The 25,049-nt window shown below is 39.1% G+C and carries 22 protein-coding genes; all 22 read left to right on the forward strand.

Going from position 1 to position 25,049, the window contains the following annotated elements:
* The first annotated feature begins 714 nt into the window (after positions 1 to 714).
* The 22 genes from NE535_RS14225 to NE535_RS14330 all read left to right on the forward strand — a co-directional run bounded on the left by NE535_RS14225 (position 715) and on the right by NE535_RS14330 (position 25,044).
* On the forward strand, positions 715 to 3,468 hold the full coding sequence (locus tag NE535_RS14225; RefSeq protein ID WP_261299282.1) for an SLBB domain-containing protein: 2,754 nt from the start codon (positions 715 to 717) through the stop codon (positions 3,466 to 3,468).
* A 145-nt stretch (positions 3,469 to 3,613) separates the two neighbouring features.
* Positions 3,614 to 3,967, forward strand: a complete 354-nt coding sequence (locus NE535_RS14230) for a four helix bundle protein (protein WP_261299283.1) — start codon at positions 3,614 to 3,616, stop codon at positions 3,965 to 3,967.
* A 208-nt stretch (positions 3,968 to 4,175) separates the two neighbouring features.
* Positions 4,176 to 5,141 carry a Wzz/FepE/Etk N-terminal domain-containing protein gene (locus tag NE535_RS14235; protein WP_261299284.1) on the forward strand — a complete coding sequence of 322 codons (966 nt, stop codon included), beginning with the start codon at positions 4,176 to 4,178 and terminating at the stop codon, positions 5,139 to 5,141.
* Positions 5,142 to 5,551: 410 nt separating this feature from the next.
* Positions 5,552 to 6,670 (forward strand): GDP-mannose 4,6-dehydratase, encoded by a 1,119-nt coding sequence (gmd, locus tag NE535_RS14240; RefSeq protein ID WP_261299285.1) that lies wholly within the window; start codon positions 5,552 to 5,554, stop codon positions 6,668 to 6,670.
* A 63-nt stretch (positions 6,671 to 6,733) separates the two neighbouring features.
* A complete protein-coding gene (gene fcl, locus NE535_RS14245) occupies positions 6,734 to 7,693 on the forward strand; it encodes a GDP-L-fucose synthase (protein ID WP_261299286.1) in 960 nt (319 codons plus the stop codon).
* Positions 7,693 to 8,160, forward strand: a complete 468-nt coding sequence (locus NE535_RS14250; protein WP_261299287.1) for a GDP-mannose mannosyl hydrolase — start codon at positions 7,693 to 7,695, stop codon at positions 8,158 to 8,160. The genes fcl and NE535_RS14250 overlap by 1 nt, the downstream gene beginning before the upstream one ends.
* Before the next feature lie 53 nt (positions 8,161 to 8,213).
* Positions 8,214 to 9,203 carry an FAD-binding oxidoreductase gene (locus NE535_RS14255; protein WP_261299288.1) on the forward strand — a complete coding sequence of 330 codons (990 nt, stop codon included), beginning with the start codon at positions 8,214 to 8,216 and terminating at the stop codon, positions 9,201 to 9,203.
* 24 nt (positions 9,204 to 9,227) lie between these two features.
* On the forward strand, positions 9,228 to 10,001 hold the full coding sequence (gene rfbF / locus NE535_RS14260) for a glucose-1-phosphate cytidylyltransferase (protein WP_261299289.1): 774 nt from the start codon (positions 9,228 to 9,230) through the stop codon (positions 9,999 to 10,001).
* A gap of 11 nt (positions 10,002 to 10,012) precedes the next feature.
* Positions 10,013 to 11,083, forward strand: coding sequence for a CDP-glucose 4,6-dehydratase (gene rfbG, locus NE535_RS14265; RefSeq protein WP_261299290.1), 1,071 nt, complete (start codon positions 10,013 to 10,015; stop codon positions 11,081 to 11,083).
* Positions 11,070 to 12,386, forward strand: coding sequence for a lipopolysaccharide biosynthesis protein RfbH (gene rfbH / locus NE535_RS14270; RefSeq protein ID WP_261299291.1), 1,317 nt, complete (start codon positions 11,070 to 11,072; stop codon positions 12,384 to 12,386). The genes rfbG and rfbH overlap by 14 nt, the downstream gene beginning before the upstream one ends.
* Positions 12,386 to 13,267 carry an NAD-dependent epimerase/dehydratase family protein gene (locus NE535_RS14275; RefSeq protein WP_261299292.1) on the forward strand — a complete coding sequence of 294 codons (882 nt, stop codon included), beginning with the start codon at positions 12,386 to 12,388 and terminating at the stop codon, positions 13,265 to 13,267. Before rfbH ends, NE535_RS14275 begins: the two co-directional genes overlap by 1 nt.
* On the forward strand, positions 13,264 to 14,283 hold the full coding sequence (locus NE535_RS14280) for an NAD-dependent epimerase/dehydratase family protein (protein WP_261299293.1): 1,020 nt from the start codon (positions 13,264 to 13,266) through the stop codon (positions 14,281 to 14,283). Before NE535_RS14275 ends, NE535_RS14280 begins: the two co-directional genes overlap by 4 nt.
* On the forward strand, positions 14,280 to 15,194 hold the full coding sequence (locus tag NE535_RS14285; protein ID WP_261299294.1) for a glycosyltransferase family 2 protein: 915 nt from the start codon (positions 14,280 to 14,282) through the stop codon (positions 15,192 to 15,194). The genes NE535_RS14280 and NE535_RS14285 overlap by 4 nt, the downstream gene beginning before the upstream one ends.
* Entirely contained in the window at positions 15,184 to 16,458 is a 1,275-nt protein-coding gene (locus tag NE535_RS14290) for an oligosaccharide flippase family protein (protein ID WP_261299295.1), read from the forward strand. The genes NE535_RS14285 and NE535_RS14290 overlap by 11 nt, the downstream gene beginning before the upstream one ends.
* A complete protein-coding gene (locus tag NE535_RS14295; protein WP_280925454.1) occupies positions 16,442 to 17,044 on the forward strand; it encodes an acyltransferase in 603 nt (200 codons plus the stop codon). The genes NE535_RS14290 and NE535_RS14295 overlap by 17 nt, the downstream gene beginning before the upstream one ends.
* Positions 17,034 to 17,957, forward strand: coding sequence for an NAD-dependent epimerase/dehydratase family protein (locus tag NE535_RS14300; protein ID WP_261299296.1), 924 nt, complete (start codon positions 17,034 to 17,036; stop codon positions 17,955 to 17,957). The genes NE535_RS14295 and NE535_RS14300 overlap by 11 nt, the downstream gene beginning before the upstream one ends.
* On the forward strand, positions 17,933 to 19,114 hold the full coding sequence (locus NE535_RS14305) for a glycosyltransferase (RefSeq protein WP_261299297.1): 1,182 nt from the start codon (positions 17,933 to 17,935) through the stop codon (positions 19,112 to 19,114). The genes NE535_RS14300 and NE535_RS14305 overlap by 25 nt, the downstream gene beginning before the upstream one ends.
* 75 nt (positions 19,115 to 19,189) lie before the next feature.
* Positions 19,190 to 20,131: a glycosyltransferase family 2 protein gene (locus NE535_RS14310; protein WP_261299298.1), complete on the forward strand. Its 942-nt coding sequence runs from the start codon at positions 19,190 to 19,192 to the stop codon at positions 20,129 to 20,131.
* Entirely contained in the window at positions 20,124 to 21,149 is a 1,026-nt protein-coding gene (locus NE535_RS14315; RefSeq protein ID WP_261299299.1) for a glycosyltransferase, read from the forward strand. The genes NE535_RS14310 and NE535_RS14315 overlap by 8 nt, the downstream gene beginning before the upstream one ends.
* Positions 21,136 to 22,344 carry a hypothetical protein gene (locus tag NE535_RS14320; protein WP_261299300.1) on the forward strand — a complete coding sequence of 403 codons (1,209 nt, stop codon included), beginning with the start codon at positions 21,136 to 21,138 and terminating at the stop codon, positions 22,342 to 22,344. The genes NE535_RS14315 and NE535_RS14320 overlap by 14 nt, the downstream gene beginning before the upstream one ends.
* Positions 22,331 to 23,581, forward strand: coding sequence for a glycosyltransferase (locus NE535_RS14325; RefSeq protein ID WP_261299301.1), 1,251 nt, complete (start codon positions 22,331 to 22,333; stop codon positions 23,579 to 23,581). Before NE535_RS14320 ends, NE535_RS14325 begins: the two co-directional genes overlap by 14 nt.
* Positions 23,582 to 23,640: 59 nt before the next feature.
* On the forward strand, positions 23,641 to 25,044 hold the full coding sequence (locus tag NE535_RS14330; RefSeq protein WP_261299302.1) for a mannose-1-phosphate guanylyltransferase/mannose-6-phosphate isomerase: 1,404 nt from the start codon (positions 23,641 to 23,643) through the stop codon (positions 25,042 to 25,044).
* The last annotated feature ends 5 nt before the right edge of the window (positions 25,045 to 25,049 follow it).

Genomic DNA, 25,049 nt, shown 5'->3' on the forward strand with positions numbered 1-25,049 from the left:
AATAATTGTCGGGAACAATTATTAACAGCTTCAGTCTGGCCCGAAGGGGAAAATACAGGACGTATTTTATAAAGGACATCGAATGAACAGTTTCATTCGTTTAGCTATAAGCCGAAAATAATTGTCAGGAACAATTATTAACAGCTTCAGCTGGCTCGAAGAGTGAAATACAGGACGTATTTCATCAGGGCGTCTCGCCCGCTACGCGATTGAAGTGTCAGGAACACTTCAAAATTGCTTTAGCAAGCCCGCAGGGTGGAGTATATGGATATACGGAATAATCGGTAGCATAGATCTTGAAAGCAAGGTCGTGACCTTTCAGATAATTGTGGTCTTTAGTGAACGCCGAAAATAATTGTCAGGAACAATTATTAACAGCTTTAGCCTGGCCCGAAGGGGAAAATATAGGACGTATTTTATAAAGGACATCGAATGAACAGTTTCTGTCTTTAGTGAACGCCGAAAATAATTTTCGGGAACAATTATTAACCGCTTCAGCTGGCTCGAAGAGTGAAATACAGGACGTATTTCATCAGAGCGTCAAGACCGTCATCTGGAACGGTAGAAAAAGTCTTTAAAGTTCGACAAGCTAGCCGACCAAATTTTATGAATAGAGCCTAGCAACACAATTAACAGGCTCTTTCAACCAAGACTCTAGACTCTAGAATCTAATCTTAGAACCAATTTCAAAACCAATAATATCGGAGATACCTGGTGTTCCATAAAACCAAAAACATGTTCATTGCAGGATTATCTGCCCTTATTATCATTAGCTCGCCAGCGCTTGCTATCACGCCTTCACCGCAAATGATTGAGCAATTTAAACAATTGCCAAAATCAGAACAAGAACGCATTGCCAAGCAATACGGAATCGACCCTAGTGTGCTTGCTGGTGGACAACAAGCTGCTCCGATTTCTAATCCTGAAGTTGTATCACAACGCAATTCCGGAAAAGATACCGCTGATGCCGAGAAAGATATTGCGAATGCCAAGAAACAAGCTGACGACTTTGACTTTATAGATGATAGCCAAAAAACTGAGTTAAAACGTTTTGGTTATGACATGTTCGCCGGTGAACCATCAACTTTTGCTCCTGTAACCGATGTACCAGTACCCAGCGATTATAAGGTTGGTCCTGGCGATACCATTAAGGTTCAATTATTTGGTAAAGATAATAAAGAATACACCCTTAACATTAACCGCGATGGCACTATTCAGTTTCCTGAATTAGGCCCTATTTCGGTAAATGGCTTAAGTTTTTCTGAACTTCGTGAACAATTACAACAACGTATCAAGCAACAAATGATAGGTATTGAATCAAATATTTCTATGGGCGAATTACGCTCAATTAGAATCTTTGTTGCAGGTGATGCTTATAAATCAGGTTCATATACGGTTTCTAGCTTATCGACTATTACCCAAGCTTTATTTGTAGCCGGTGGTGTGAATGAAATCGGCAGCCTCAGAAACATACAGGTGAAGCGTAGCGGCAAGTTAGTCGGCACCTTTGATATGTATGACCTATTACTTCGAGGTGATGCTTCAGGTGACATCGGTCTTCGTTCAGGTGACGTAGTCTTTATTCCTTCAGTGGGCGGTTTGGTTTCGGTAACTGGTGAAGTGCGTCGTCCTGCTATTTATGAGTTAAAAACCGGTGAAACGGTTGCGGATATTGTCAAAATGGCAGCAGGTGTAACTCAAGCTGCTTATTCAAAATCGACCAGTATCGAACGTTATAATGCCAATGGCTTAAAAACCATTGTTAACGTAGATTTAACGACCAGCAAAGGCGCGCAAGTTAAGGCAAAAGCAGGTGATGTGGTTCGTGTTAAAAATGCCTCACTACAATATGAAGATGCCGTAACCATTGTTGGTGCTGTGGTTCGCCCAGGTAAATACCAATGGCAAGCGGGTCAAAAAGTAAGTCATTTACTGTCTTCTATATGGGGCGATTTGTCTGCAAATGTCGATTTAGATTATGCATTAGTTGTACGTGAAACAAATAAATATGGCGATATCAACGTTTTTCAATTCGCATTAGGTAAGGCGATTAATGAGCCGCAATCTGATCAAAATTTATTATTACAACCTCGCGATAAAGTAATTGTATTTAATTTCAATGATAAAACATTGAACCGTTATGAATTAAACAAATTAATTCAAACGCGCATTAAAAAAATATCTTCATTAAGGGGTGAAGCCCTAGTCAGTAATGACACCTTTGAAAGTGGCTTTAACTCACTCAATACCTCGTTGGATAATCGTTATAGAAGTTCAATTGCCGGCGTAGCCATTACTGGCAGTGTTGAAGAAAAAGATGATGTAGTTAAAAACGAAGTTGAAAAAATGCTGACAAATCTTTTTGAAGACAGAGATTTGATAAAGCTAAGTCAATCAATGCGCAGAAGCGAGCTACTTTATCCAATCCTTAACCAACTGTCACAGCAGCGTAAGGTCAATCAAGGGGTCAGTATTGTCGCGATTGGTGGCAAAGTCAGGCACCCTGGTGTTTATCCGCTTACGCAAAATGCTCATGTGGCTGAATTACTGATTGCAGCAGGTGGGTTATCTGAAGGGGCTTATGTAGAACGTGCTGAATTGACAAGAGCCAATGATACCGATGCACTGGCAGATATTACCCATACAAATGTGAATATCAATGGCGTTTTACTTGGTATGCCAGAAGATAATGTCAGTTTACAAAGCCGTGACATGTTAACCGTATTGACTACTCCTGAATGGCAAGAGCGCAAAGTGATTGAAATTCGTGGTGAAGTTAAATTCCCTGGTACGTACAATATCCGCCGTGGTGAGCGCTTATCTGATGTACTAACACGAGCAGGCGGTTTTACTGATTTTGCTTTCCCAAGTGCTGCGGTGTTTGTTCGTGATTCAATAAAAAATCAAGAACAACTCGAGATTAAAAAGTTAGCCGATCAATTACGTCGTGATATTGCTACCCGAGGTGTATCAAAAGACGGCACGGTAGTGAATTATGCCGATGCACAGCTTATGTTAACTGATTTAGAAAATATTGAGGCTGTTGGACGCTTGGTTGTTGATCTAAATGCCATTAGCTTAGGGATCCCAGAAGCAGATATCCAGCTAGAAAATAGTGATATTTTGTATGTGCCAACCGTTAAGCAAACGGTTGCGGTTATGGGGGAAGTACAGCACCAAGCAACCCACAGATTTAAAGATGGCCTAACGTTAGATAATTACTTAGATATGTCTGGTGGCCCAAGAGAGCGTGCAGATGATGACCGCATCTATATCATCAAGGCAGATGGATCTGTAATGTTACCTGTAGCAAGCCTATGGTTCAGCGGAAATGCGACCCTTTCACCAGGCGATACTATCGTCGTGCCACTAGATACAGAATACAAAGACAATCTAACCCTGTGGACCCAAATTACGACCATCATCTACAACTCAGCAATCGCTCTAGCCACAATCTCGACGTTGTAGGGTAATGTAGAACTCAACATTGCTAGGACGTGACTTAGTCACTGTGGATTGCGGAACGGCCTCCGGCCTTACGGTTAAACCCGAAAGTGAAGGTTTCAGTCTTCGGTGAACTTAGCGTTTATTGCAATAACAACCAAGGATGGTTATGAAATTTCAAACTTTAGAAGTTTGGCAGCTAAGTTACCAACTGTCGTGTTCAATATACATAGAGACTAAAGAGTTGAGGGATTGGGGATTCAAAGACCAAATTACTCGTTCAGGTCTTTCTGTTCCTTCGAACATTGCAGAGGGAATTGAACGGCAGGGTTCAAAAGAGCAAATACAGTTTTTGTATATTGCTAAAGCATCGCTAGCCGAAGTTATGACACAGGCGATGATAGGTAAAGATATAGGCTATCTAGAAACTAAATTCGTGGATGAGCTACTTACTAAATCAGAGAGAGTATCGGCAATGCTTGCTGGATTGATAAAGAGTATAAAAGCCCGCAATAACCTTTAGTGAAAGGGGGGCTTTGGCTTTAAATTCTTACCTTAAGCGAAGCGTTCTGTTATCCGTAAACGAGCTTGCTAACGTTCGTCTCAGCTTAAGGTCGCCGACCACTCAGATCTTCTCTTAGCTTGGAGCTGTAAGCGAAGCGTTCTGTAAGAGAGCTTGCGAGCGTTCCGTCAACCGTATTCGAATACTTAAATAATGAGATAAGTTTTAAATGTCTATAGAAGTTACAAAATACCAGCAAGATGTCACATTTCCCCAGCAAGTTGCTGACGATGAAATAGACCTTCGCGAGTTATTCTCTGTCATCTGGCAAGGCAAATGGCTCATCATTGCCATTACTGCAGTATTCGCCATTGGCTCAGTGCTTTTTGCCATCAGCCAGCCCAACACCTACAAATCAGAAGCGCTATTAGCGCCAGCTGATGCCGAGCAAGGCGGTGGTGGTTTAGCGGCGCTAGCTGGGCAGTTTGGTGGTTTAGCATCAATGGCCGGTATTAACCTTGGCGGCAAAGGCGGCGTGGATAAAACCCAAATGGCCATTGAGGTACTAAAATCACGTCAATTTACCAGTGATTTTATTCAAAACCATAACCTGTTACCTGATTTGATGGCCATTAAAAGCTGGAACATGGCTGAAAACACAATCGGTTATGATGATGAAATGTACCTTGTTAATGACAATCAATGGATTCGTGAGGTACAAGCACCCTTTAAACCTGAACCTTCAATGCAAGAAGCCTTTAAAGAATTCAGTAAAATTGTTGCAGTAAGTACCGACAAAGAAACCGGTATGGTGAAAATATCTGTCGAGCACTTATCGCCATTTATCGCTCAGCAATGGGTTAACTGGTTAATTCAAGACATCAACAAAGTCATGAAAGAACGCGATGTTGCAGAAGCCATTAAAAGCACCGCGTTTTTAGAAAGTAAAATCGAACAAACAAACGTTGCAGATATTCGCTCGATTCTTTACAAGTTAATCGAAGAGCAAGCTAAAACCATTATGTTTGCCGAAGTACGTGAAGAATATGTCTTTAAAACAATTGACCCAGCATTAGTACCAGAAGAAAAAGCAGGCCCTAAACGAGCGCTAATATGTGTATTAGGCACCATGTTAGGCGGCATGTTAGCGGTGATGTTGGTTTTAATCAGACATTTTGTAAGAAAAGAAGATTAATATTTTGCAGTGCCAAGAATCCCCAATAAAAGCATTCGAGAGCGGGGCTAAAATCTGTAATGCAGCGTTCCGTAAACGTAGTGTTCAGTAAACTGTTAACAAATATGATTTTTATAGCCTATTGGGACTGTTTTAAGAAAAAACGCAAAACATAGGCTCTATAAGGGATAGCGAGAAATCGACTGTCTCAAAATGAATAATTAGTGTCTCTGGCGGCAGAAAATGTCTGAGATGAAAAAGTGAAAAATTCTGTGTTTGTCTATCTTTATATTAATGTACGACTTTAAGAATGGTTTTGGAATTTAGACAATAACTATGGTAGTACTGTAAACTCAGCCATGAACTCGGCATGAGGTTGCGCATAATAAATGCATAAATTTTGATATAATACTAAATCAACTAGGTGAAAAATGAAAAAGAAAGCGTTAATTACAGGTGTAACTGGGCAAGATGGTTCTTATTTAGCTGAGTTTCTGCTGGAGAAAGGTTATGAGGTTCATGGCATAAAACGCCGTGCATCGTCATTTAATACACAACGTGTTGACCATATTTACCAGGATCCACATATTGATAATAAGAACTTTATCTTACATTACGGTGATCTGACTGATTCGTCCAATTTAACTCGTATTCTGCAGGAAGTTCAACCAGATGAGGTCTACAACTTAGGTGCACAAAGTCATGTGGCCGTAAGTTTTGAATCGCCTGAATACACTGCAGATGTAGATGCTATGGGTACGTTGCGTCTTTTGGAAGCAATACGTTTATTAGGTTTGGAAAAGAAAACTCGTTTTTATCAGGCATCTACTTCAGAGCTATATGGTTTAGTGCAGGAAATACCACAAAAAGAGACTACGCCTTTTTACCCGCGTTCTCCTTATGCTGTCGCTAAAATGTATGCGTATTGGATTACAGTTAACTATCGTGAGTCATACGGTATGTATGCCTGTAACGGTATTTTGTTTAACCACGAATCTCCACGTCGTGGTGAGACTTTTGTTACCCGTAAAATTACCCGTGGCTTATCGAATATTGCGCAAGGTTTAGAATCTTGCCTTTACATGGGTAACATGGATGCTTTACGCGACTGGGGTCATGCCAAAGACTACGTACGCATGCAATGGATGATGTTGCAACAAGAGCAGCCAGACGATTTCGTGATTGCGACGGGTGTGCAGTACTCAGTTCGTGAGTTTATACGCTGGTCGGCAAAAGAATTAGGCGTTACTTTGCGTTTTGAAGGTCAGGATATTGAAGAAGTAGCCATTGTTGAAAAAATCGACGGCGACAATGCTCCTGCTCTCAAAGTTGGAGACATTGTGGTTAAAGTTGACCCTCGTTATTTCCGCCCTGCTGAAGTAGAAACTCTATTGGGTGACCCTACAAAAGCAAAAAATGTCCTAGGTTGGGTGCCGGAAATTACCACTCAGGAAATGTGTGCTGAAATGGTTGCAGCTGATCTGAAATCAGCAAAACGCCATGCTTTATTAAAAGCACATGGTTATGAACTACCAGTATCTGTAGAATAAGTATCAGTATCCTGAAACCACGATACATTGCTGTGTATTGTGGTTTTCACATTTGAGGTTTTCATGAAAAAGGTTTTTGTTGCTGGCCACAACGGTATGGTTGGTTCCGCTATAGTGCGGCAGCTTGAAAAAAGTGGGACTGCTGAGGTTATTACAAGATCTCGTAAAGAATTAGATTTGACCAATCAGGCTGCGGTTCAGCAGTTTTTTGATGAGCAGCACATAGATCAAGTTTATCTAGCTGCAGCTAAGGTTGGAGGTATTATAGCTAACAATACTTACCCTGCAGACTTCATTTATGAAAACTTAATGATACAAGCCAATATTATCCATGCAGCTCATGTAAGCAACGTACAGCAGTTATTGTTTCTCGGATCCAGCTGTATTTATCCGAAACTTGCTTCTCAGCCTATGGCTGAAGATGCGTTGTTAACCGACACTTTAGAGCCAACCAACGAGCCTTATGCTTTAGCGAAAATCGCTGGTATTAAGTTGTGTGAAAGTTATCACAGACAATATGGACGTGATTACCGTAGTGTAATGCCAACAAACTTGTATGGGCCTAATGATAATTTTCATGCGGATAACAGCCACGTAATACCTGCTTTGTTAAGACGTTTCCATGAAGCGAAATTAGCTAACGCACCAGAAGTTACTGCTTGGGGGTCAGGTTCACCAATGCGCGAATTTTTGCACGTAGATGATATGGCGGCGGCAAGCATTTTTGTGATGGAACTCGATAAGGTAACTTATGAGATGCACACCAGCCCAATGTTAAGCCATATTAATGTAGGCACAGGTATAGATTGTACGATCAAAGAGTTGACTGAAACTGTAGCTAAGGTTGTTGGCTACACCGGTAACATCGTATGGGATACCACTAAACCTGATGGTGCACCGCGCAAATTGATGAATGTTGATCGCCTTAAAGAGCTTGGCTGGCAATATTCTATCGCTCTGGACTCAGGCTTAAAAAGTACTTACGAGTGGTTTTTAGACAACCAGGAAGTGTTTAGAAAATAATGCTTAGCGTAGATGATTTCAAACTAGTGGTTAAGAATGCTCCACTGTTTTCTATTGACTTAGTCGTACTAAATGAAAAGCGTGAAATGTTGGTCGGTTTACGTAAAAATGAACCAGCAAGTGGCTTTTGGTTTGTACCTGGTGGTCGTACGTATAAAGACGAAACTATAGTAGAGGCTTTTAGACGTATCACAGAAACAGAACTAGGGCGGTCATTTGAACGCGAACGTTTTGTAATGCTCGGTATATATGACCATTTTTACGGAAACAGTTGTTTTGATGAGTCAGTTTCAACTCATTACATTAATGCCCCACATTTCATGTTTGTCACTAGTACAGAGCTGGAGCTTCCATCCGTACAACATCACAATTATCGCTGGGTACCTATCGAAGCTGTTGAAGCTGACGATGCAATACATCGTTTTAGCAAAATATTTCTCTCAGACTTAGTAAGTTATCTGAATTAGATGGCGACTTATTTAAAATGCATACGGAAAAGCTGAGAGTTCAGAGCATTAACATGAATGATTTAAAAATAAACACCAGTGAAGCGAAGCAATTTGTCGGAAATGCTACAGAGACAATCCTGAATTCAGCGTTGAAGTCTGGCTTAGTTTTTGAGTACAGCTGCAAGACGGGTCAGTGTGGCGTGTGCAAAACAAAAGTGATTTCCGGCACAGTCGTTGAGCTGCAAACACAACTCGCGCTAACTGAACATGATCGGGCTGAGAATAAAATTCTCACTTGTTGTTGTGCTCCAAGTTCAGACCTGTTGATTGACGCTGAAGATTTAGCCTCATTACATGGCATTTATATTAAAACTTTGCCCTGTCGGATTAAACACATCACACGTTTTTCCGATGAGTTGATAGGTTTAGCTCTAAGACTTCCTCAAACGGCTCATTTTAAGTTTTTGGAAGGCCAATATATAGATATAATAGGTCCAAATAGCATTCGGAGAAGTTATTCGGTAGCTAGCACAGCTGAGCAGAACGAGATAGTTCTTTTCATTAAGTGTTTCGAAAATGGACAAATGAGTAATTATTGGTTTAATCAGGCAAAAGAGAATGATCTGTTAAGAATGGAAGGTCCAAAGGGAACATTCTTTTTACGTGACAGTACGCAAGATTTGGTCTTTTTGGCTACAGGCACCGGAATAGCTCCAATTATTTCAATTCTGTCCGGTTTAGATAATGACCCTGATTTTGTACAAAGTGGTGCAATAAGTTTGTATTGGGGAAATCGTTTCCCTGAAGAGTTTTTCTGGACACATTCTTTTAAAAAACTGCAAGTAAACGTGAATTATGTGCTGTCGAGAAAGGCTGATAACTGGCCTCATCATACTGGCTATGTCCAGGATGTTGCCTTGGCATCAGATCACAATATGGCAAAATCAGCTGTTTACGCTTGTGGTTCAAATATAATGATTCAGTCAGCAAAGGAGCGCTTTTTAGCTTCAGGATTAGCTGAAAATAAATTTTACTCAGACGCTTTTGTGCAAAGTTATTAGATTATTAAAATAGGAAATGAACAGATGAAAGCAGTGATTCTTGCCGGCGGCCTTGGTACCAGACTTAGTGAAGAGACCAGTACAAGACCTAAACCTATGATCGAAATAGGTGGTAAACCAATACTCTGGCATATAATGAAAATGTATTCAGCCCATGGTGTAAATGAATTCGTCATTTGCTGTGGTTACAAAGGTTATGTAATCAAAGAATATTTCGCGAACTACTTTTTGCATCAATCAGATGTTACTTTCACTATGCATGATAATCAAATGAAAGTTCATCAGAAACGAGCTGAACCTTGGGAAGTAACCTTAGTGGATACCGGCGACGAATCTATGACCGGTGGTCGTTTAAGACGTGTCGCAGATTACGTTATAGACGAGGAAGCATTTTGCTTTACATACGGTGATGGCGTTGGTGACATTAACATTGCTGAAACTATAGCTTTCCATAAAGCCCACGGAAAAGAAGCGACTTTAACTGCGACCTATCCACCAGGTCGATTTGGTGCACTCGATATAAATAAAGGTCAGGTTCTGAGCTTTAAAGAAAAACCTAAAGGTGATGGAGCCATGATTAACGGTGGTTTCTTTGTCTTGTCACCTAAAGTTCTTACTCGTATTGAGGCAGACTCAACTATATGGGAACAAGAGCCTTTAATTGGTCTTGCTGACGACAAACAACTTATGGCTTATGAGCATCATGGCTTCTGGCAACCTATGGATACATTACGTGATAAAGTCCATTTGGAAACCTTGTGGCAGTCAGGAAAAGCTCCCTGGAAAGTGTGGGAATAAAAGAGAATATTATGGTTAATCCAGACTTTTGGCGTAACAAGCGTGTATTCGTGACTGGCCATACAGGCTTCAAGGGCAGCTGGTTGTCCATTTGGCTGCATATGATGGGAGCAAATGTCAAAGGTTATGCACTAACAGCGCCTTCGACTCCAAGCTTGTATAATGAAGCTCATGTTGAATCTTTGGTTGAATCAGAGATCGGTGATATACGTGATTTTGAACAGTTAAAGTCCAGCATGTTGGCATTTGAGCCTGAGATACTGATTCATATGGCTGCTCAGCCATTAGTTCGTTTGTCTTACAAAGAACCTCTAGAGACTTATGAAATTAATGTTATGGGTACAGCTAAAGTGCTAGAAGCTGCGAAAGGTTGTAAGCATCTTAAATCTATAGTCAGTGTGACTACAGATAAATGTTATGAGAATAAAGAATGGGAGTGGGGTTACAGAGAAGATGAAGCTATGGGCGGTTTTGACCCTTACAGCAGCTCTAAAGGTTGTGCCGAATTAGTGACATCTGCTTACCGACGTTCTTTTATGCAAGAAAAAGGTATTGGTTTGGCTTCTGCTCGGGCTGGCAATGTGATTGGTGGCGGCGATTGGGCAGGTGATCGCCTGATCCCTGACATTTTGCACGCATTTGAAAGCAACGAGCCTGTAGTGATTCGCAACCCTAAATCAACTAGGCCTTGGCAACACGTTTTAGAGCCATTGTCAGGCTATTTGGTGTTAGCACAGAAGCTCTATGAAGAGCCAACTAAGTATGCAGAAGGCTGGAATTTTGGTCCCTTTGAAGACGATGTAAAACCTGTCGATTGGATTTTAAGTAAAATGACAGCGCTGTGGCCAAACTCTTCATGGAAGCTTGATAATGACGCTCATCCACACGAAGCTGGCTATTTAAAGTTAGATGTATCAAAAGCCAAAAAGCATCTGGGATGGGGCCCAACCTGGCGCTTGGAACAGACATTAACGCGAATAATACTGTGGCAACAGGCATGGTTGAATAAGCATGATATGCAAAAAGCTTGTGCAGAAGAAATAAACGATTATATGAGAGATATGAATAATGCAGACAACTGATTCTTTAAGAAAACAAATAGCAGATTTAGTAGAGCAATATGCCAAAGTGCAATATGCTGAGAAACTATTCATTGCTGGTCAGACTCCAATTCCGCCTTCAGGTAAAGTGATAGGTGCTACCGAATTGCAGTATATGGTTGACGCTTCCTTAGACGGTTGGTTAACCACAGGTCGTTTTAATGAGCAGTTTGAAAAAGAACTGGCAGCTTTTATCGGTATAAAGCATCTAATCACCGTTAACTCTGGTTCTTCTGCAAATCTTGTTGCATTCAGTACTTTGACTTCACCAAAACTAGGCGAAAGAGCAATTAAAAAAGGTGATGAAGTTATTGGCGTGGCAGCGGGCTTTCCAACTACAGTGAACCCTATAGTGCAATTTGGTGCTATACCGGTGTTTGTCGATGTGGATATGGCAACTCATAATATCGACGCAGATTTGATCGAAGCAGCAATCACGCATAAAACCAAAGCTATTATGCTAGCTCACACTTTAGGTAATCCGTTTAATCTGGCGAAAGTGAAAGCTCTTTGCGAAAAATATGGTCTTTGGTTAGTAGAAGATTGTTGCGATGCATTAGGTGCCAAATTCGACGGCAAGATGGTTGGAACTTGGGGAGACATTGCAACACTAAGCTTTTACCCGGCTCACCATATGACTATGGGAGAAGGCGGTGCTGTATTCACCAATAACTCAGAGTTAATCAGTATTGCTGAGTCTTTTAGAGACTGGGGCCGTGACTGCTACTGTAAGCCTGGTTGTGACAATACCTGTGGTACCAGATTTAGTATGAAATTAGGTAGTCTACCGGCGGGTTATGATCACAAATACACATACTCACACTTGGGATACAACCTCAAAATCACCGATATGCAAGCTGCCTGTGGTTTGGCTCAGTTGAAGCGCCTCCCTGAGTTTATTGCAAAGCGTAATTCCAACTTTGAGTATTTGAAGAATCGTCTGGAATCATTATCCGAATATATTGATATTGCTAAACCAACTGAAAATTCAGAACCTTCCTGGTTTGGTTTTCCTATTACGGTGAAGGATTCAGCCGGTGTCAATCGCACTGATCTGACTAAATATCTGGATCAGCATAAAATCGGAACACGGTTATTGTTTGCTGGCAATTTGATCAGACAACCTTATTTCCACAATCTTGAGTACAAGGTTGTAGGCGATCTGACGAACACAGACAATACAATGAATAACACGATTTGGGTGGGCATCTATCCTGGTTTAGGTGAAGATCATCTGAATTTTATCGCTGAAAAATTAGAAGAATTTTTTGGTGTGAATTTCTAATGACCAAACCTACTGTTTTATTAACTGGTGCGACTGGTTTTTTGGGGAGTAACCTACTCAAAGCACTGTTAGACCGGGAATATAAAGTTGTAATTCTTAAACGTTCAACCTCGGATATTTGGCGTGTCCATCAGTACATTGATCGTGTTGTAAGCTACAACATTGACATTGAGCCTATATCACTTGCTTTTGAACAGCAACGGATTGACTGCGTAATTCATACGGCATGTCACTATGGACGTAACGGGGACTCTTTACATCTTATTGTTGAGAGTAACCTTATGTTTGGTTTAAAGGTGTTGGATGCAGCAATAGCTTATAATGTGAATACCTTTATTAACACAGATTCTATGTTGCCAAGAGAGTTGAACTTATACAGCTTATCAAAAAAACAGTTGGTAGATTGGTTAAGACAGCAAGGCGAAAAGATTCAAGTGATTAACCTCAGGCTTGAACATATGTACGGTCCTCATGACGATACGACCAAGTTTGTCCCTTGGGTTGTATCGCAACTTAGACAAAACGTTGCGGAAATTAAACTTACCAAAGGTGAACAGCAGCGTGATTTTATCTATATCGACGATGTTGTTTCTGCTTTCTTGACCGTTTTCGAAAAAGCTTCTGGTTTGGCGCAGTTTACTGAATTTGATGTAGGAACTGGTATTTTGATTTCTGTTAAAGAGTTTCTGCTACAGCTGAAGCAAGCCCATGAGGATAATTTTGGTGCTTCATGCTCTGCTCTTGCATTTGGTTTGGTGCCTTACCGTGATGGCGAAATGATGTCAGTTGAAGTAAACAATTGTGCTTTGGTTCAATTGGGGTGGTCACCAAAAATTAGTTTAAAACAGGGTATCTACAACAGTTTAAAGGAACTGATATGAAGTATTTAATAACAGGTGGTTGTGGTTTTTTAGGCTCAAATATTGCCAGCGAATTACTTAAACAAGGCCACGACGTTGTCATATTCGACAGTCTTTATAGGTTTGGTAGTTATCAAAACTTAGAATGGCTGAGAACGCAAGGACAATTTGAGTTTATCCACGGTGATATAAGAAATACCAACGATGTAGAAAGAACTATCAAGCAGCATAAACCCGACGTGATTTATCATTTGGCTGGCCAAGTAGCAATGACTACCTCTATCGCTGACCCCCGAATGGACTTTGAGGTAAACGTTGGTGGTAGTTTTAATCTACTGAATGCGGTGCGCTTATATTCGCCAGAGAGTGCAATTATTTATTCTTCTACTAATAAGGTATACGGCGATCTTGAGCAATTTCAGTATAAAGAGACTGCTACTCGCTACGAATGTGTTGATAAACCAAATGGGTTTGACGAAGCTGTTAACTTAGATTTTCATTCCCCTTACGGTACTTCTAAAGGTAGTGCAGATCAGTATATGCTTGATTTTGCGAGGATTTATGGGTTGAGGACCGCAGTCTTCCGTCACTCCTCTATGTTTGGTGGCCGTCAGTTTGCTACATCTGATCAAGGGTGGCTCGGATGGTTTACGCAAAAGGCAATTGAGACTAAAAAAGGTGTTTTAGCTGAGCCGTTTACAATTTCTGGTAACGGAAAGCAAGTGCGTGATTTGCTCTATTCGAGTGATTGCGTATCACTTTATCTAACTGCTGCTGGCAAAATAAATGACATAAAAGGTAATGCGTTCAATATTGGTGGCGGAAGTAATAATTCGTCTTCTCTGCTGGAGCTTTTCATTTTCTTGGAGAATGAGCTTGGTATTCAAATGGCATATAGCCAACTACCTCCTAGGGAAAGTGACCAGAGAGTCTTTGTTTCTGATATTACTAAAGTAATTAATATGACAGGATGGCAGCCTAAAGTTGATAAAGCGCAGGGCATACGGAATATGATTGAGTGGATATTTGCTATATGAAAAGGTTATCTGTATCAATTCCAACTTATAATAGACAGCATTACCTGACTAAACTAATAAATAGCATCCCGGAAGACACTCAAATTGTGGTTAGCGATAATGGTGAGTTTTTAACAGACGTAGAATTTGGTAATCATCCTCATTTTGTTAAAGTGTCACATAAAAAAGTATTACCAATTTTTGAGAATTGGAATGCAGCAATTATTTCGTCTGCTGATACTGATTACATTGCCATTCCTTCAGATGATGATTGTTATATAAAGAGTGAGTTCCCGTTTATCATTAATGTTTTAAATAAATATGATGCTGATGTTTTTATATTCGGCAATAATTTTATAGATGAAAATGATAATGTTGTTGGAAGTTATTGTCCAAAAGACTATGAGGTTTTACAAGCGCCTTTAGGCTTCAATAAATTCCTTTATAGTGTTGATGTTAGAATGCCAAGCATTATTTTCAAAAAGACTTTTTTGGATAAGATTGGATATTTTGATCAGAAATCTTTTACACTGACTGCTGCTGATAGTGAATTGATCCAAAGAGCACTGCTTTTAGGCAACGTAGTTTTTGTACCCCGTATTGTTTCGTGTTACAGAGTGTGGCCTGGTGGGTTAACCGATCAGAAAATAGCGTCCAAGCACTGGATGGATGAGATCGACACTTGGACTAATAAAATCATCAAACTTGGTCGGGAAGAAGTTGCTTCAGTGAATTGGAATAAATATAAAGATGAGCTCTATGCTAGGAACTTACTAGCAGGTTGTTACAACCTCTATAAGGTAAAAAATTATAAGGGGGTAACAAATCATTTGAAAATATCACGCTATCCTTGGAATGCTAAATTAGCAAGCCATTTAAGACTGCTAAAAATCTTTTCATTATCCTGTTTAAAGAGAATATATGCTTTTTAAAAATATTTCATTCTCTTTATTTTACAAGATTTTGACTATGGTTTTGTCGTTAATTATTGTTCCGCTTTTGATAAATACATTGGGTACAGAAAACTACGGTGTATGGGTGGCGTTGACTTCATTAATAGCTTGGATCAGTCTTTTTGATTTTGGGCTTGGTTACGCGTTAAAAAATACCGTGACAACATCTATTGCTAATAATAAATTACATTTAGCAAAAGCAGAAGCTCTTCAGGTCCTCAAACTAACCTGTATCTTATCCGTTCTCTTGTTAATTGTATTTTTTTGCTCTATCAGTTTTATTTCAGTATTGAAGTTAAACTTAGGTGCATCTTTGATGATATTTGTTCCTTTTATCTTGTTGTTTCCTCTGAAGGCGGGGAATGCCATTTTGCAAGGCGCAAGATTGATTGCTTTGGAGTCAGGCTTTAGCTTCATTGGGCCGTTATTTTTCTTTATTTTCTCTACGTTATTTGTTTTGTTTGGTTTTTGTTTTGATGTATTTACCGCGGCAGTTTTATTTACAATTAGTTACGTCGCTTCCATTATATGCATTTGGTTAAAAGCCTGCAAAGTTGTGAATATAAGCTTATTTGATTTTAGAGAGCTGATGTTAGCTAAGCTAGATTTTTCTCGTATTAGTGTAGGCGTTAAGTTTTTTGTTTTGCAAGTTGCTTCTCTAGTGCTTTATTCAGTAGGGACGATCTTAGTTTATGATCAGCTGGGACCGCAAGAAGCTGCTCATTACGATGTTGTTAGTAAAATTTTTGTACTTGGTTTGAGTCTGTTTAATATGGTAATCGCTGCATTTTGGCCCGAGATAACAAATTACTTTAGCCGAAGTGATTTTAATGGAATCAAGACGCTCTATCTAAGAATGATATTTTTATCTTTAATCTTTTCCTTAGGTTCATTTTTTGTAGCTTATTTCGCACCGGAGATTGTAAGTGCCTGGACTATAGGGAAAATCAATATTAGTAAAGAGCAAGCCATATTCTTTGGCGCTTTAGTATCTATTCAATCTTTTGCGTATTCAGGCGCTGTAGTGTTGAATGCTCTAGAAAAAATGAACGTTCAGTTAGTATTGACATCTATATCTGTATTTTTGATGATGCCACTGAGCATGTTGTTCTTCAGTAATAATTATGGAATTTCTTCAGTTCCCTTGGCTGCTGCTATTCTCACTATTCCGGCTATGTTGTATGCCAACACTCATACCTACATTTTAATCCGAACAGGACTATTAAATGCAAAGGCTTCGTAATTTATTTTATAACCCATATAAAATAGTAAAAAAAAATAAGAATATATTAATTCATGAATCCACTGTTTTGCTCAGAAGCACCAGATTTAATATGAACTCTGGAGAAAATACAGTCTCGCTAGGCAAAAAAACAATGGTAGGTTGTACCTTTTGTTTTGAATCTGCAAGAGGTGAGATAATTGTTGGCGACAACACTTTTATTAATGGTTCTACAATACTCATATCCAGGGAGTCGATACATATAGGCTCTAATGTTACCATTGCTTGGGGATGCACTATTTACGACCATAATTCGCACTCTCTTGATTATTTGGAACGAAGAAAAGATGTAACCCGGCAGCTTGAGGCTCATTCGGTTGGAGAAGATTTCATCTCTAACAAGGATTGGTCGACAGTAAAATCATCACAGATAACAATTGAAGATGATGCATGGATTGGTTTTAATTGCATAATTCTCAAAGGTGTCACAATAGGGAAAGGCGCTGTCGTAGGCGCTGGTAGTGTAGTCAGGGACGATGTAGCACCCTGGACTGTTGTCGCTGGAAATCCTGCAGTTTTTATTAAGAGTTTAAAACGTGAAGAATAAGTATTTATTAGTAACAGGTGGATTTGGCTTTTTAGGGCGAAATGTCGCCAAGTATTTTCGTGAGCTTGGCTACCAAGTTTATGGTATAGGTCATGGGAATTGGACACGTGATCAATTTTCAGTGTTTGGCTTTGAAGGGTGGTCTGAAAACGATATAACTATTGAAAACATAAAGGATATAGGTAAAGTTTTTGATATCATCGTGCATTGTGGTGGCAGTGGTTCAGTTGCGTATTCTATTAGCAATCCTTATCAGGATTTTAGCAAGACTGTCTCCGGGACTGCTTCCGTTTTGGAATATATTAGATTGTATAACCCTCTAGCTCGTTTGATTTATCCTTCTAGCCCTGCGGTTCACGGTGAGCATTCCGATAACCCAATTGAAGAAGATGATCCTATATGTCCTGCATCTCCTTATGGGGAATTTAAATATATGGCTGAACACCTTTGCCATACGTATTCAAATAGTTTTGGTATTAACGTCGTAATTCTCAGATTTTTTTCTGTATATGGAGAAGGTTTAACCAAGCAGTTATTGTGGGACGCAGCAAATAAGATTTTCGGCTCTAATCATGCAATATTCTGGGGGGGGGGGGACGAGACCAGAGATTGGATACATGTAGATGACGCAGTGCGGTTAATTCAAACTGTGGCTGATTCTGACTTACCAGCAGGAGCTGTGGTCAATGCCGGAAGTGGAAGCGCTACAACGATTGCAGTAGTTTTAGATTTGTTATCTAAGGAACTTGGTTTCAGCGGCGAAATTGAGTTTAACAAAATTGTCAGAGAAGGGGATCCCCTATATTATTGGGCTGACATTTCCAAAGCTGAAAGTATTGGTTGGAAGCCAAAGATAGAATTAAAGGACGGCATTAAAAGGTATGCAAAATGGTTCCTAAATCAAAAAAGTTAGCGATAGGTTTTTTCCCTCCACATAACAAGTCGTGGATGGGTGGTGTTAACTATTATTGTAATCTTTTCTATGCGTTGAATGTCTTAGAGTCATCTGATTACGAAATTGTCGTTTTCTTGGGTAAGAATGCATCCTCTGATGTCGTTAAACTCTATGAAGAATACAAAGTTAAAGTAGTAAAGACTGCAGTTTTAGAACGATGGAGCATAGCTTGGTTCGCTGATAAGTTGTTGCACAAATTATTTGGAACTAGGTACATGCTTAATCGTCTTCTTAGCAGATATCATGTTTCCATTATTTCCCATGTTCAGGCTGACATGGGGGTTAATTGTAAGGTTATAGCTTGGTTGCCTGATTTTCAGCACGTCCATTTACCTCATATGTTTCCACCAAAAGATCTGAATATACGCAATCATGGCTTTTTAGATATTTCGAATAAAGCAGACGCCGTAATTCTTAGTAGCTACGATGCTTTGAATGATTTCAAAAATTTTGTGCCAACGCAGGCCCACAAAGGTAGAGTTGCGCAGTTTGTTTCGCAGCTTCCCGGCTTTTATTCTAATTTATCCGACAAAGATAGAAATCTGATATTGTTAAAATACGGAATCGACAGACCTTATGTATTTGTACCGAACCAATTTTGGCGCCATAAGAATCATGAACTGATGTTGGAAGCAATTAACATCTTAAAGCAACTTGATACCAGCCCTTTAGTTGTTTGTTCTGGTTTAATGGAGGACTCTAGGGACCCACTTTATGTGTCACGATTGTTAGAGTACGTGGAACAGAACAACTTGGCTGATACAGTTAAATTTCTTGGATTAATTCCATACGAAGACGTGTTCACCTTGATTAAGTTTTCAGAAGTGGTTTTAAACCCCTCTCGTTTTGAAGGGTGGAGTTCAGCTGTAGAAGAGTGCAAAAGCGCGCAAAAGCAGATGATTTTATCTGATCTTGCTGTGCATAAAGAGCAGTATCCAGAGGCAATATTCTTTAATGTCAATTCAGCAGCTTCTCTAGCAGAAAAGTTAGCTTTAGTGGTTGACACTGTTAACTTGAATTCAGACCTTGAGCATGTTTCTGTTTCTGTTCCTGAGCGCACTAGGAGTTATGCTTCAACTTATATTACTATTTGTACAGATCTATTAAATAGTTAAGTAACTGCATCTTTCATCGTAACACAAGACCTTGTCTGATTTAGACACAAGGTAGATTAAAAGAGATTTAGACTTATGACCGATTTAGCTGAAGTAAACTTAAGCTACAGTACTACTCGAAATCTGACTAGTGACCAACCTGTTATTCAAAATAGCGTAGATGACAAGTTTCAACGATTTATTTTCTTACCATTAGGTAAGCATCGAAGCGCAGAAGGTGGGTTGCGTACAAAAGGCTACTTTAAAAAATCTTTACCAAACAAGCCGTTAGTTACCATAGTTACAGTGGTATTTAATGGAGCTCAGTTTCTTGAGGAAACTATAAAAAGTGTTATCGAGCAAACATATGATAATGTTGAATACATTATAATTGACGGTGGTTCTACGGATGATTCTCAGGATATCATTCGTAGATATGAGCACGCAATTGATTACTGGGTAAGCGAAAAAGACTCAGGAATGTATGACGCAATTAATAAGGGACTATGTACATCTCAGGGTGATGTGATTAACTTTATAAACTCTGATGATTTTTTTTGTACAAAACATATCATAGAGAAAGTGGTAAAAGCTTTTCGTACAGAGAGTTGTGACTGTTTATATGGTGGCAGTCCATATGTTGATGGGGATGGTAAAAATGTTTTTTTGAAAAGGCCTTTAGACTTTAAACCTCGCTATTTCAAAACATTAGGTATGCCGTTTACCCAACCGACATTTTTTTGGACTTACGAAGTTATGAAAGATGTGGGTTTATTGGATTTGAAATTTAGAATAGCGTCGGATTATGATTTTATAGCTAGACTATGTTTAAGAGCAAATAAAGTGTTACGTTTGGAAGTAAATATAGCATCTTTTAGAATACATGGTAATTCTTTCGGCGATCAGAATACTGAGGCGGCGCATAAAGAATTTTCAGAAATTAATAAATCTTTACCAGTGAACGCGCCAACTGTTTTATTTTATATAGATCGAATAAAACAAAAAATAAATCAAATGCTGAGTAAAGAGTATGTATGATTTAGTCTTTGTAACCCACATTCCTGTATTTTACAAGATAAATCTTTATAACAAGATTTCAGAAAAGAAAAAAATATTTGTAATTTTCATTGCAAAGGAAACTGTGGCTAAAAGAAGTAAAGATTTTATTTCATTAGAAAATGCAACATTTGATTATGTTGTACTTAGTGAACTGGCGTTCGAACTTCGAAATAAATTTCATTCAGTTAGGATGCTTAGTAAGGTGCTTGCAGAAACCTCATATAAGGAAATTATTGTTTCTGGATGGGATCTTGTTGAATTTTGGGCTGCAGCCTTTCTGAACAAAAAATCTCGTTTGAGTCTTGCGCTAGAATCAACCATACATGAAAGTAATTTTATTGGTTTTAGGGGGACAGTTAAGAAAATATTCCTTAGCAGAATTGCACTCGTTTACGCTTCCGGTTCAGCTCACAATGACCTTTTGGATGCTTTAAATTACAAAGGACGAGTCAAACTTACTCAAGGTGTCGGTATTATAAGAAAGCCCCCTATAAACTGTCATATACCGTCTTGTGTTAATTATCGTATCGCATATGTTGGGCGCTTATCGGAAGAGAAGAATTTAGATTCTCTAATAAATGTGATTAACCAATATCCGAATATTACTTTGGAATTATGTGGAGATGGTCCAGAAAGAAGCAAACTTGAAAAGATCGCTTTAGGAAACGTTATTTTTAGGGGCTCAGTTATGAATAAAGAGCTCGCTACTATTTTTTTAACTTCTGATTTTTTGGTGTTACCCAGCCGAAGTGAGCCTTGGGGGCTCGTTGTTGAAGAGGCTTTATATTTCGGTTTGCCGGTAATCGTTTCAGATCGTTGTGGTGTCATGGAAATATTAAAGAATGGAGACAACGCTCATATAATTAGCTTTGAAAACTTCGAAGCAGAATTGAAGATGATTTTGGATTCCTATGATGCAAACGTGCAAATTTTTTATGGTAAAAATTTAAATACTCTTTATGCAAAGGATGTATACCAAGTTAATGCTTACTTATAAAGATGCAGGGCAAATGCTTCTGCTGTTAAGTGTGGGAGTTCTGCCACCTTTTGCAGGTTTTTTTCTTGGGGCATCTTCAATGGCCTTGGGTATATTTATTTTTTTTATACTGCTACTGTTAGTAAAACTTGAACGACTTCCACATATTTTATGTGTACATAAGTCTATTTTTATTTTTCTAGTTATAAGCTTATTTTATGCTTTAATTCAGCAAATTTTCATTGGTGTTTGGGCTACTAAAAGTTTTTTTAGCATAGTTGCTTTATTACTTGTTTTTATTATTGCTTATTTTTTATCAAAAGAAATACTTTTTCAGAGGCCTTTAAACAGAAATAGTATATTCATTCTCTTTTGGTTTCTTGTATTTTTTGCATTTCTGGCGATTGTCACAGATTTTGGTATTGGCTATTTAGTATATGGGCACAATAAATCAATTTTCCCATTTGGTGAACCAAGTCATTTTGCTTTATTTTTTGGTCCATTTTTTCTCATGATTATAGCCATGACAGAAAGTAGGCTAATTAAACTATTGTATATTTTTCTGGTTACAACTTTGGCCCTGCTTATACCATCTACAACATTGTTGATTTACGTTTTGTTGGCTTTAGGGCTAATGATTCGTTTTTCTAAAAGTTCGATATTTGTGTTTATTCCCCTGTTGGTTGCAGCGATATATACACTACTTACTGATAGCTATTTTCTATCTCGTTTGATACTTTCAAATGATTCTAAAAATTTAACTGCTTTGGTTTACCTCCAGGGCCTTCAAGATGCTTACAATTCAATCGAGTCAACTCTTGGTTTAGGTCTCGGTTTTCAGATGTTAGGTACGCAGCCTGCCAGCTTGGCTGGCGAGCAGTTAAAGTATCTGATGGGGGGGGATTACTTAAATAGGCAAGATGGTGGTTTTTTAGCTGCGAAGATAATCGCTGAGTTTGGAGTGTATGGTTTTTTTATTTTGGTGTCTTATTTAGTTATGTTCTTTAAGGCTTTCACTAATCTTAAGAATGGTATGTTTCTTAATTCTGAATATCCCCTAGCTTCAGTATTTAGCCTCTGTTTCATTTATGCAAGTTTTGTTGAGTTTTTTGTTCGGGGAGTAGGTTATTTTTCTCCTTCGTTGTTTTTTTTCTTTGTTGCATTGTTTTTGCATTCTATGATTCCTAGACAAAGGTGTGTGAATGGTAAACATTAAATTTATCTCCTTCTCTTTCTACAAAGGTGGGGCTGCAATTGCGGCGCTTAAGTTTCATACTATAGCTAAGAATATTTTAAATTACGAAGTCACTACATTAGCTTCAGAAAATGCAAATAAAGTACATTTTTTAAAACGCCTGATCTCTTATAGTCTTCAATATCTTCAGCGTACTAAGAATCCAATAAAACATTCTTTAAATTTGTTTTCATACAAAAAAGTAATACTTTTCTTTAAAACAACTTCGCCGACCGTTATTCACCTGCATTGGATTAATAATGATACATTGAGCATTTTTGATCTAAATAAGATTCCGTCTGGAAGTATTGTAACACTTCATGATGAATGGCTTTATTGTGGTTCAGAGCACTGCTATAACGTCTACGATCAATCCGATTTTTTTGAATACGGCTATCCTCTGTTTAGACGCGGAAACTTCGGGTTTCCCTGGGACTATTTTACCTGGCGTATTAAGGCTAAGAATCTTTCTGGCCGTTCGGATTTGATTTACACAGTCCCCTCAAAGTGGATGTTTGATAGGGCAAAGCGTAGTGTTGTATTAAAGGGCGCTGATATTCGTTTGTTACCAAACCCCATAGATACAGATGTTTTTAAACCGAATAAGCCAGAGGCAAGAGAACAGTTGAGGCTTAAGATAGGGCTTGAATCTAAAGATTTTGTTTTTTGTTTTGGCGTTTCCGGTGGTAAAGCTAGTATTCTTAAAGGCACAAGACTCTTAGCGCAAGCTCTTTACCTTCTTAAAGTTATGTTGAATGATGACGTTAGTTGCCGTGTTAAATTTATTTGTTTTGGAGGAAAACAAAAGGGGAAAGCATTATATGCAGGTTTTGAAACTATTTACGTTGGCCATATTTCAGCCCCATCAACATTATCGGATATTTATTCGGCAGCGGATTGCGTTGTTGTGCCGTCTTTAGTTGAATCTTTTGGTCAGGTCGCAGCGGAGTCATTGGCCTCTGGTACACCAGTTATTTCTTTTGCTTGTTCAGGTTTGACTGATATTGTTTTGGATAAACAGACAGGACTTTGTGCTGAGGCATATTCAGCTTCGAGTCTTGCGGAACAAATGCGTTCTATGCTTACTATGTCCGTTCAAGATAGAGCTCAATTATCTTTAAATGGCAGAAAGCATGTAATTAAGCAATTCTCTTATCCGGTTATAGCTGAACATTATAAAGAAATAATTGAAGATGCTTTGAATTTAAAAAATTACTAACTTTTAACGCTAATAATTCAGCAATGAACTTTTTTAATACATATTGATGTGAGAATTATATGATTTTACCAGTAATAATGGCCGGTGGTACCGGTAGCCGTTTATGGCCTTTATCTCGTGATTTGATGCCAAAGCAGTTCTTGAAACTAGACGGTGATACCACAATGCTTCAAGCAACAGTTCAACGTCTGCAAGGTTTAGACGCATTAGCGCCATTAGTGATTTGTAACGAAGAGCATCGTTTTATTGCTGCTGAGCAAATGCGTCAAATTAACCAGCTTGATCACAACCTTATTCTGGAGCCAGCGGGCCGCAACACGGCTCCTGCTATAGCGCTTGCCGCAATGACTGCCGTTAAAAAAGGTCAGGATCCTCTTTTGTTAGTTCTGGCGGCCGATCATATTATTTCTGATAGTGAACAGTTTCGCCAGGTTGTAGCTCAAGCCTCAGAGTTTGCAGCTGCAGATAATCTGGTTACTTTCGGTATTGTCGCGACTGGCCCAGAAACTGGCTATGGTTACATAAAGAGAGGCGAGGAAAAGTCAGGTGCTTACAGTGTTCTGCAATTTGTTGAAAAGCCTGATTTAGAAACCGCCAAATGCTATGTTTCCTCTGGAGAATACTACTGGAACAGCGGTATGTTTATTTTTAAGGCAAGTGTTTATCTTGCTGAACTCAAACAGCATCGCCCGGACATCTATTCTGCTTGTGAACAAGCAATGGCTGAAGTTGACCCTGACCTGGATTTTATCCGTCTAAATAAAGAAGCGTTTTTAGCTTGCCCGGATGACTCTATTGATTATGCAGTGATGGAAAACACTACTAAGGCTGTCGTTGTACCGCTAAATGCAGGCTGGAGCGATGTAGGTTCGTGGTCTTCGCTATGGGATGTGACAACAAAAGACCAAAACAACAATGTGCATAAAGGTGATGTGTTAAGCGTTGCCAGTAAACACAACTATGTTTTCGCTGAGACCGGGCTTGTGGCTACAGTAGGTCTTGAAAACATTATTGTGGTTCAGACCAAAGATGCGGTACTGGTCGCAGCTAAAGATAAAGTGCAGGACGTGAAGTCTATTGTGCAGCAATTAAAAGGCACCGGTCGTACTGAGCATAGAATTCACCGTGAAGTTTATCGCCCTTGGGGTAAATATGACTCGATTGATAATGGCGACCGCTTTCAGGTTAAGCGCATTACGGTGAAGCCGGGTGAGAAATTATCGATTCAAATGCACCACCATCGCGCTGAACATTGGATTGTGGTAACAGGTACGGCAAAAGTGACCAATGGTGAGAAAGAAATCTTACTGACAGAAAACCAATCCACTTATATTCCTGTTGGCGTAGTACATGCGCTGGAAAACCCAGGTAAAGTGCCATTAGAGCTAATTGAAGTACAATCAGGGTCTTACTTAGGTGAAGACGACATTGTGCGCTTTGAAGACAGATACGGTCGCAATTAATTAGG

It is taken from the genome of Shewanella holmiensis, assembly GCF_025370255.1.
Classification (GTDB): Bacteria; Pseudomonadota; Gammaproteobacteria; order Enterobacterales; family Shewanellaceae; genus Shewanella; species Shewanella holmiensis.

What these genes read in the sequence shown, in the direction of transcription:
- NE535_RS14230 (WP_261299283.1), top strand. Translation starts at nt 3,614, where the DNA reads ATGAAATTTCAAACTTTAGAAGTTTGGCAGCTAAGTTACCAACTGTCG.
- NE535_RS14235 (WP_261299284.1), top strand. Translation starts at nt 4,176, where the DNA reads ATGTCTATAGAAGTTACAAAATACCAGCAAGATGTCACATTTCCCCAG.
- gmd (WP_261299285.1), top strand. Translation starts at nt 5,552, where the DNA reads ATGAAAAAGAAAGCGTTAATTACAGGTGTAACTGGGCAAGATGGTTCT.
- fcl (WP_261299286.1), top strand. Translation starts at nt 6,734, where the DNA reads ATGAAAAAGGTTTTTGTTGCTGGCCACAACGGTATGGTTGGTTCCGCT.
- NE535_RS14250 (WP_261299287.1), top strand. Translation starts at nt 7,693, where the DNA reads ATGCTTAGCGTAGATGATTTCAAACTAGTGGTTAAGAATGCTCCACTG.
- NE535_RS14255 (WP_261299288.1), top strand. Translation starts at nt 8,214, where the DNA reads ATGAATGATTTAAAAATAAACACCAGTGAAGCGAAGCAATTTGTCGGA.
- rfbF (WP_261299289.1), top strand. Translation starts at nt 9,228, where the DNA reads ATGAAAGCAGTGATTCTTGCCGGCGGCCTTGGTACCAGACTTAGTGAA.
- rfbG (WP_261299290.1), top strand. Translation starts at nt 10,013, where the DNA reads ATGGTTAATCCAGACTTTTGGCGTAACAAGCGTGTATTCGTGACTGGC.
- rfbH (WP_261299291.1), top strand. Translation starts at nt 11,070, where the DNA reads ATGCAGACAACTGATTCTTTAAGAAAACAAATAGCAGATTTAGTAGAG.
- NE535_RS14275 (WP_261299292.1), top strand. Translation starts at nt 12,386, where the DNA reads ATGACCAAACCTACTGTTTTATTAACTGGTGCGACTGGTTTTTTGGGG.
- NE535_RS14280 (WP_261299293.1), top strand. Translation starts at nt 13,264, where the DNA reads ATGAAGTATTTAATAACAGGTGGTTGTGGTTTTTTAGGCTCAAATATT.
- NE535_RS14285 (WP_261299294.1), top strand. Translation starts at nt 14,280, where the DNA reads ATGAAAAGGTTATCTGTATCAATTCCAACTTATAATAGACAGCATTAC.
- NE535_RS14290 (WP_261299295.1), top strand. Translation starts at nt 15,184, where the DNA reads ATGCTTTTTAAAAATATTTCATTCTCTTTATTTTACAAGATTTTGACT.
- NE535_RS14295 (WP_280925454.1), top strand. Translation starts at nt 16,442, where the DNA reads ATGCAAAGGCTTCGTAATTTATTTTATAACCCATATAAAATAGTAAAA.
- NE535_RS14305 (WP_261299297.1), top strand. Translation starts at nt 17,933, where the DNA reads ATGGTTCCTAAATCAAAAAAGTTAGCGATAGGTTTTTTCCCTCCACAT.
- NE535_RS14310 (WP_261299298.1), top strand. Translation starts at nt 19,190, where the DNA reads ATGACCGATTTAGCTGAAGTAAACTTAAGCTACAGTACTACTCGAAAT.
- NE535_RS14315 (WP_261299299.1), top strand. Translation starts at nt 20,124, where the DNA reads ATGTATGATTTAGTCTTTGTAACCCACATTCCTGTATTTTACAAGATA.
- NE535_RS14320 (WP_261299300.1), top strand. Translation starts at nt 21,136, where the DNA reads ATGCTTACTTATAAAGATGCAGGGCAAATGCTTCTGCTGTTAAGTGTG.
- NE535_RS14325 (WP_261299301.1), top strand. Translation starts at nt 22,331, where the DNA reads ATGGTAAACATTAAATTTATCTCCTTCTCTTTCTACAAAGGTGGGGCT.
- NE535_RS14330 (WP_261299302.1), top strand. Translation starts at nt 23,641, where the DNA reads ATGATTTTACCAGTAATAATGGCCGGTGGTACCGGTAGCCGTTTATGG.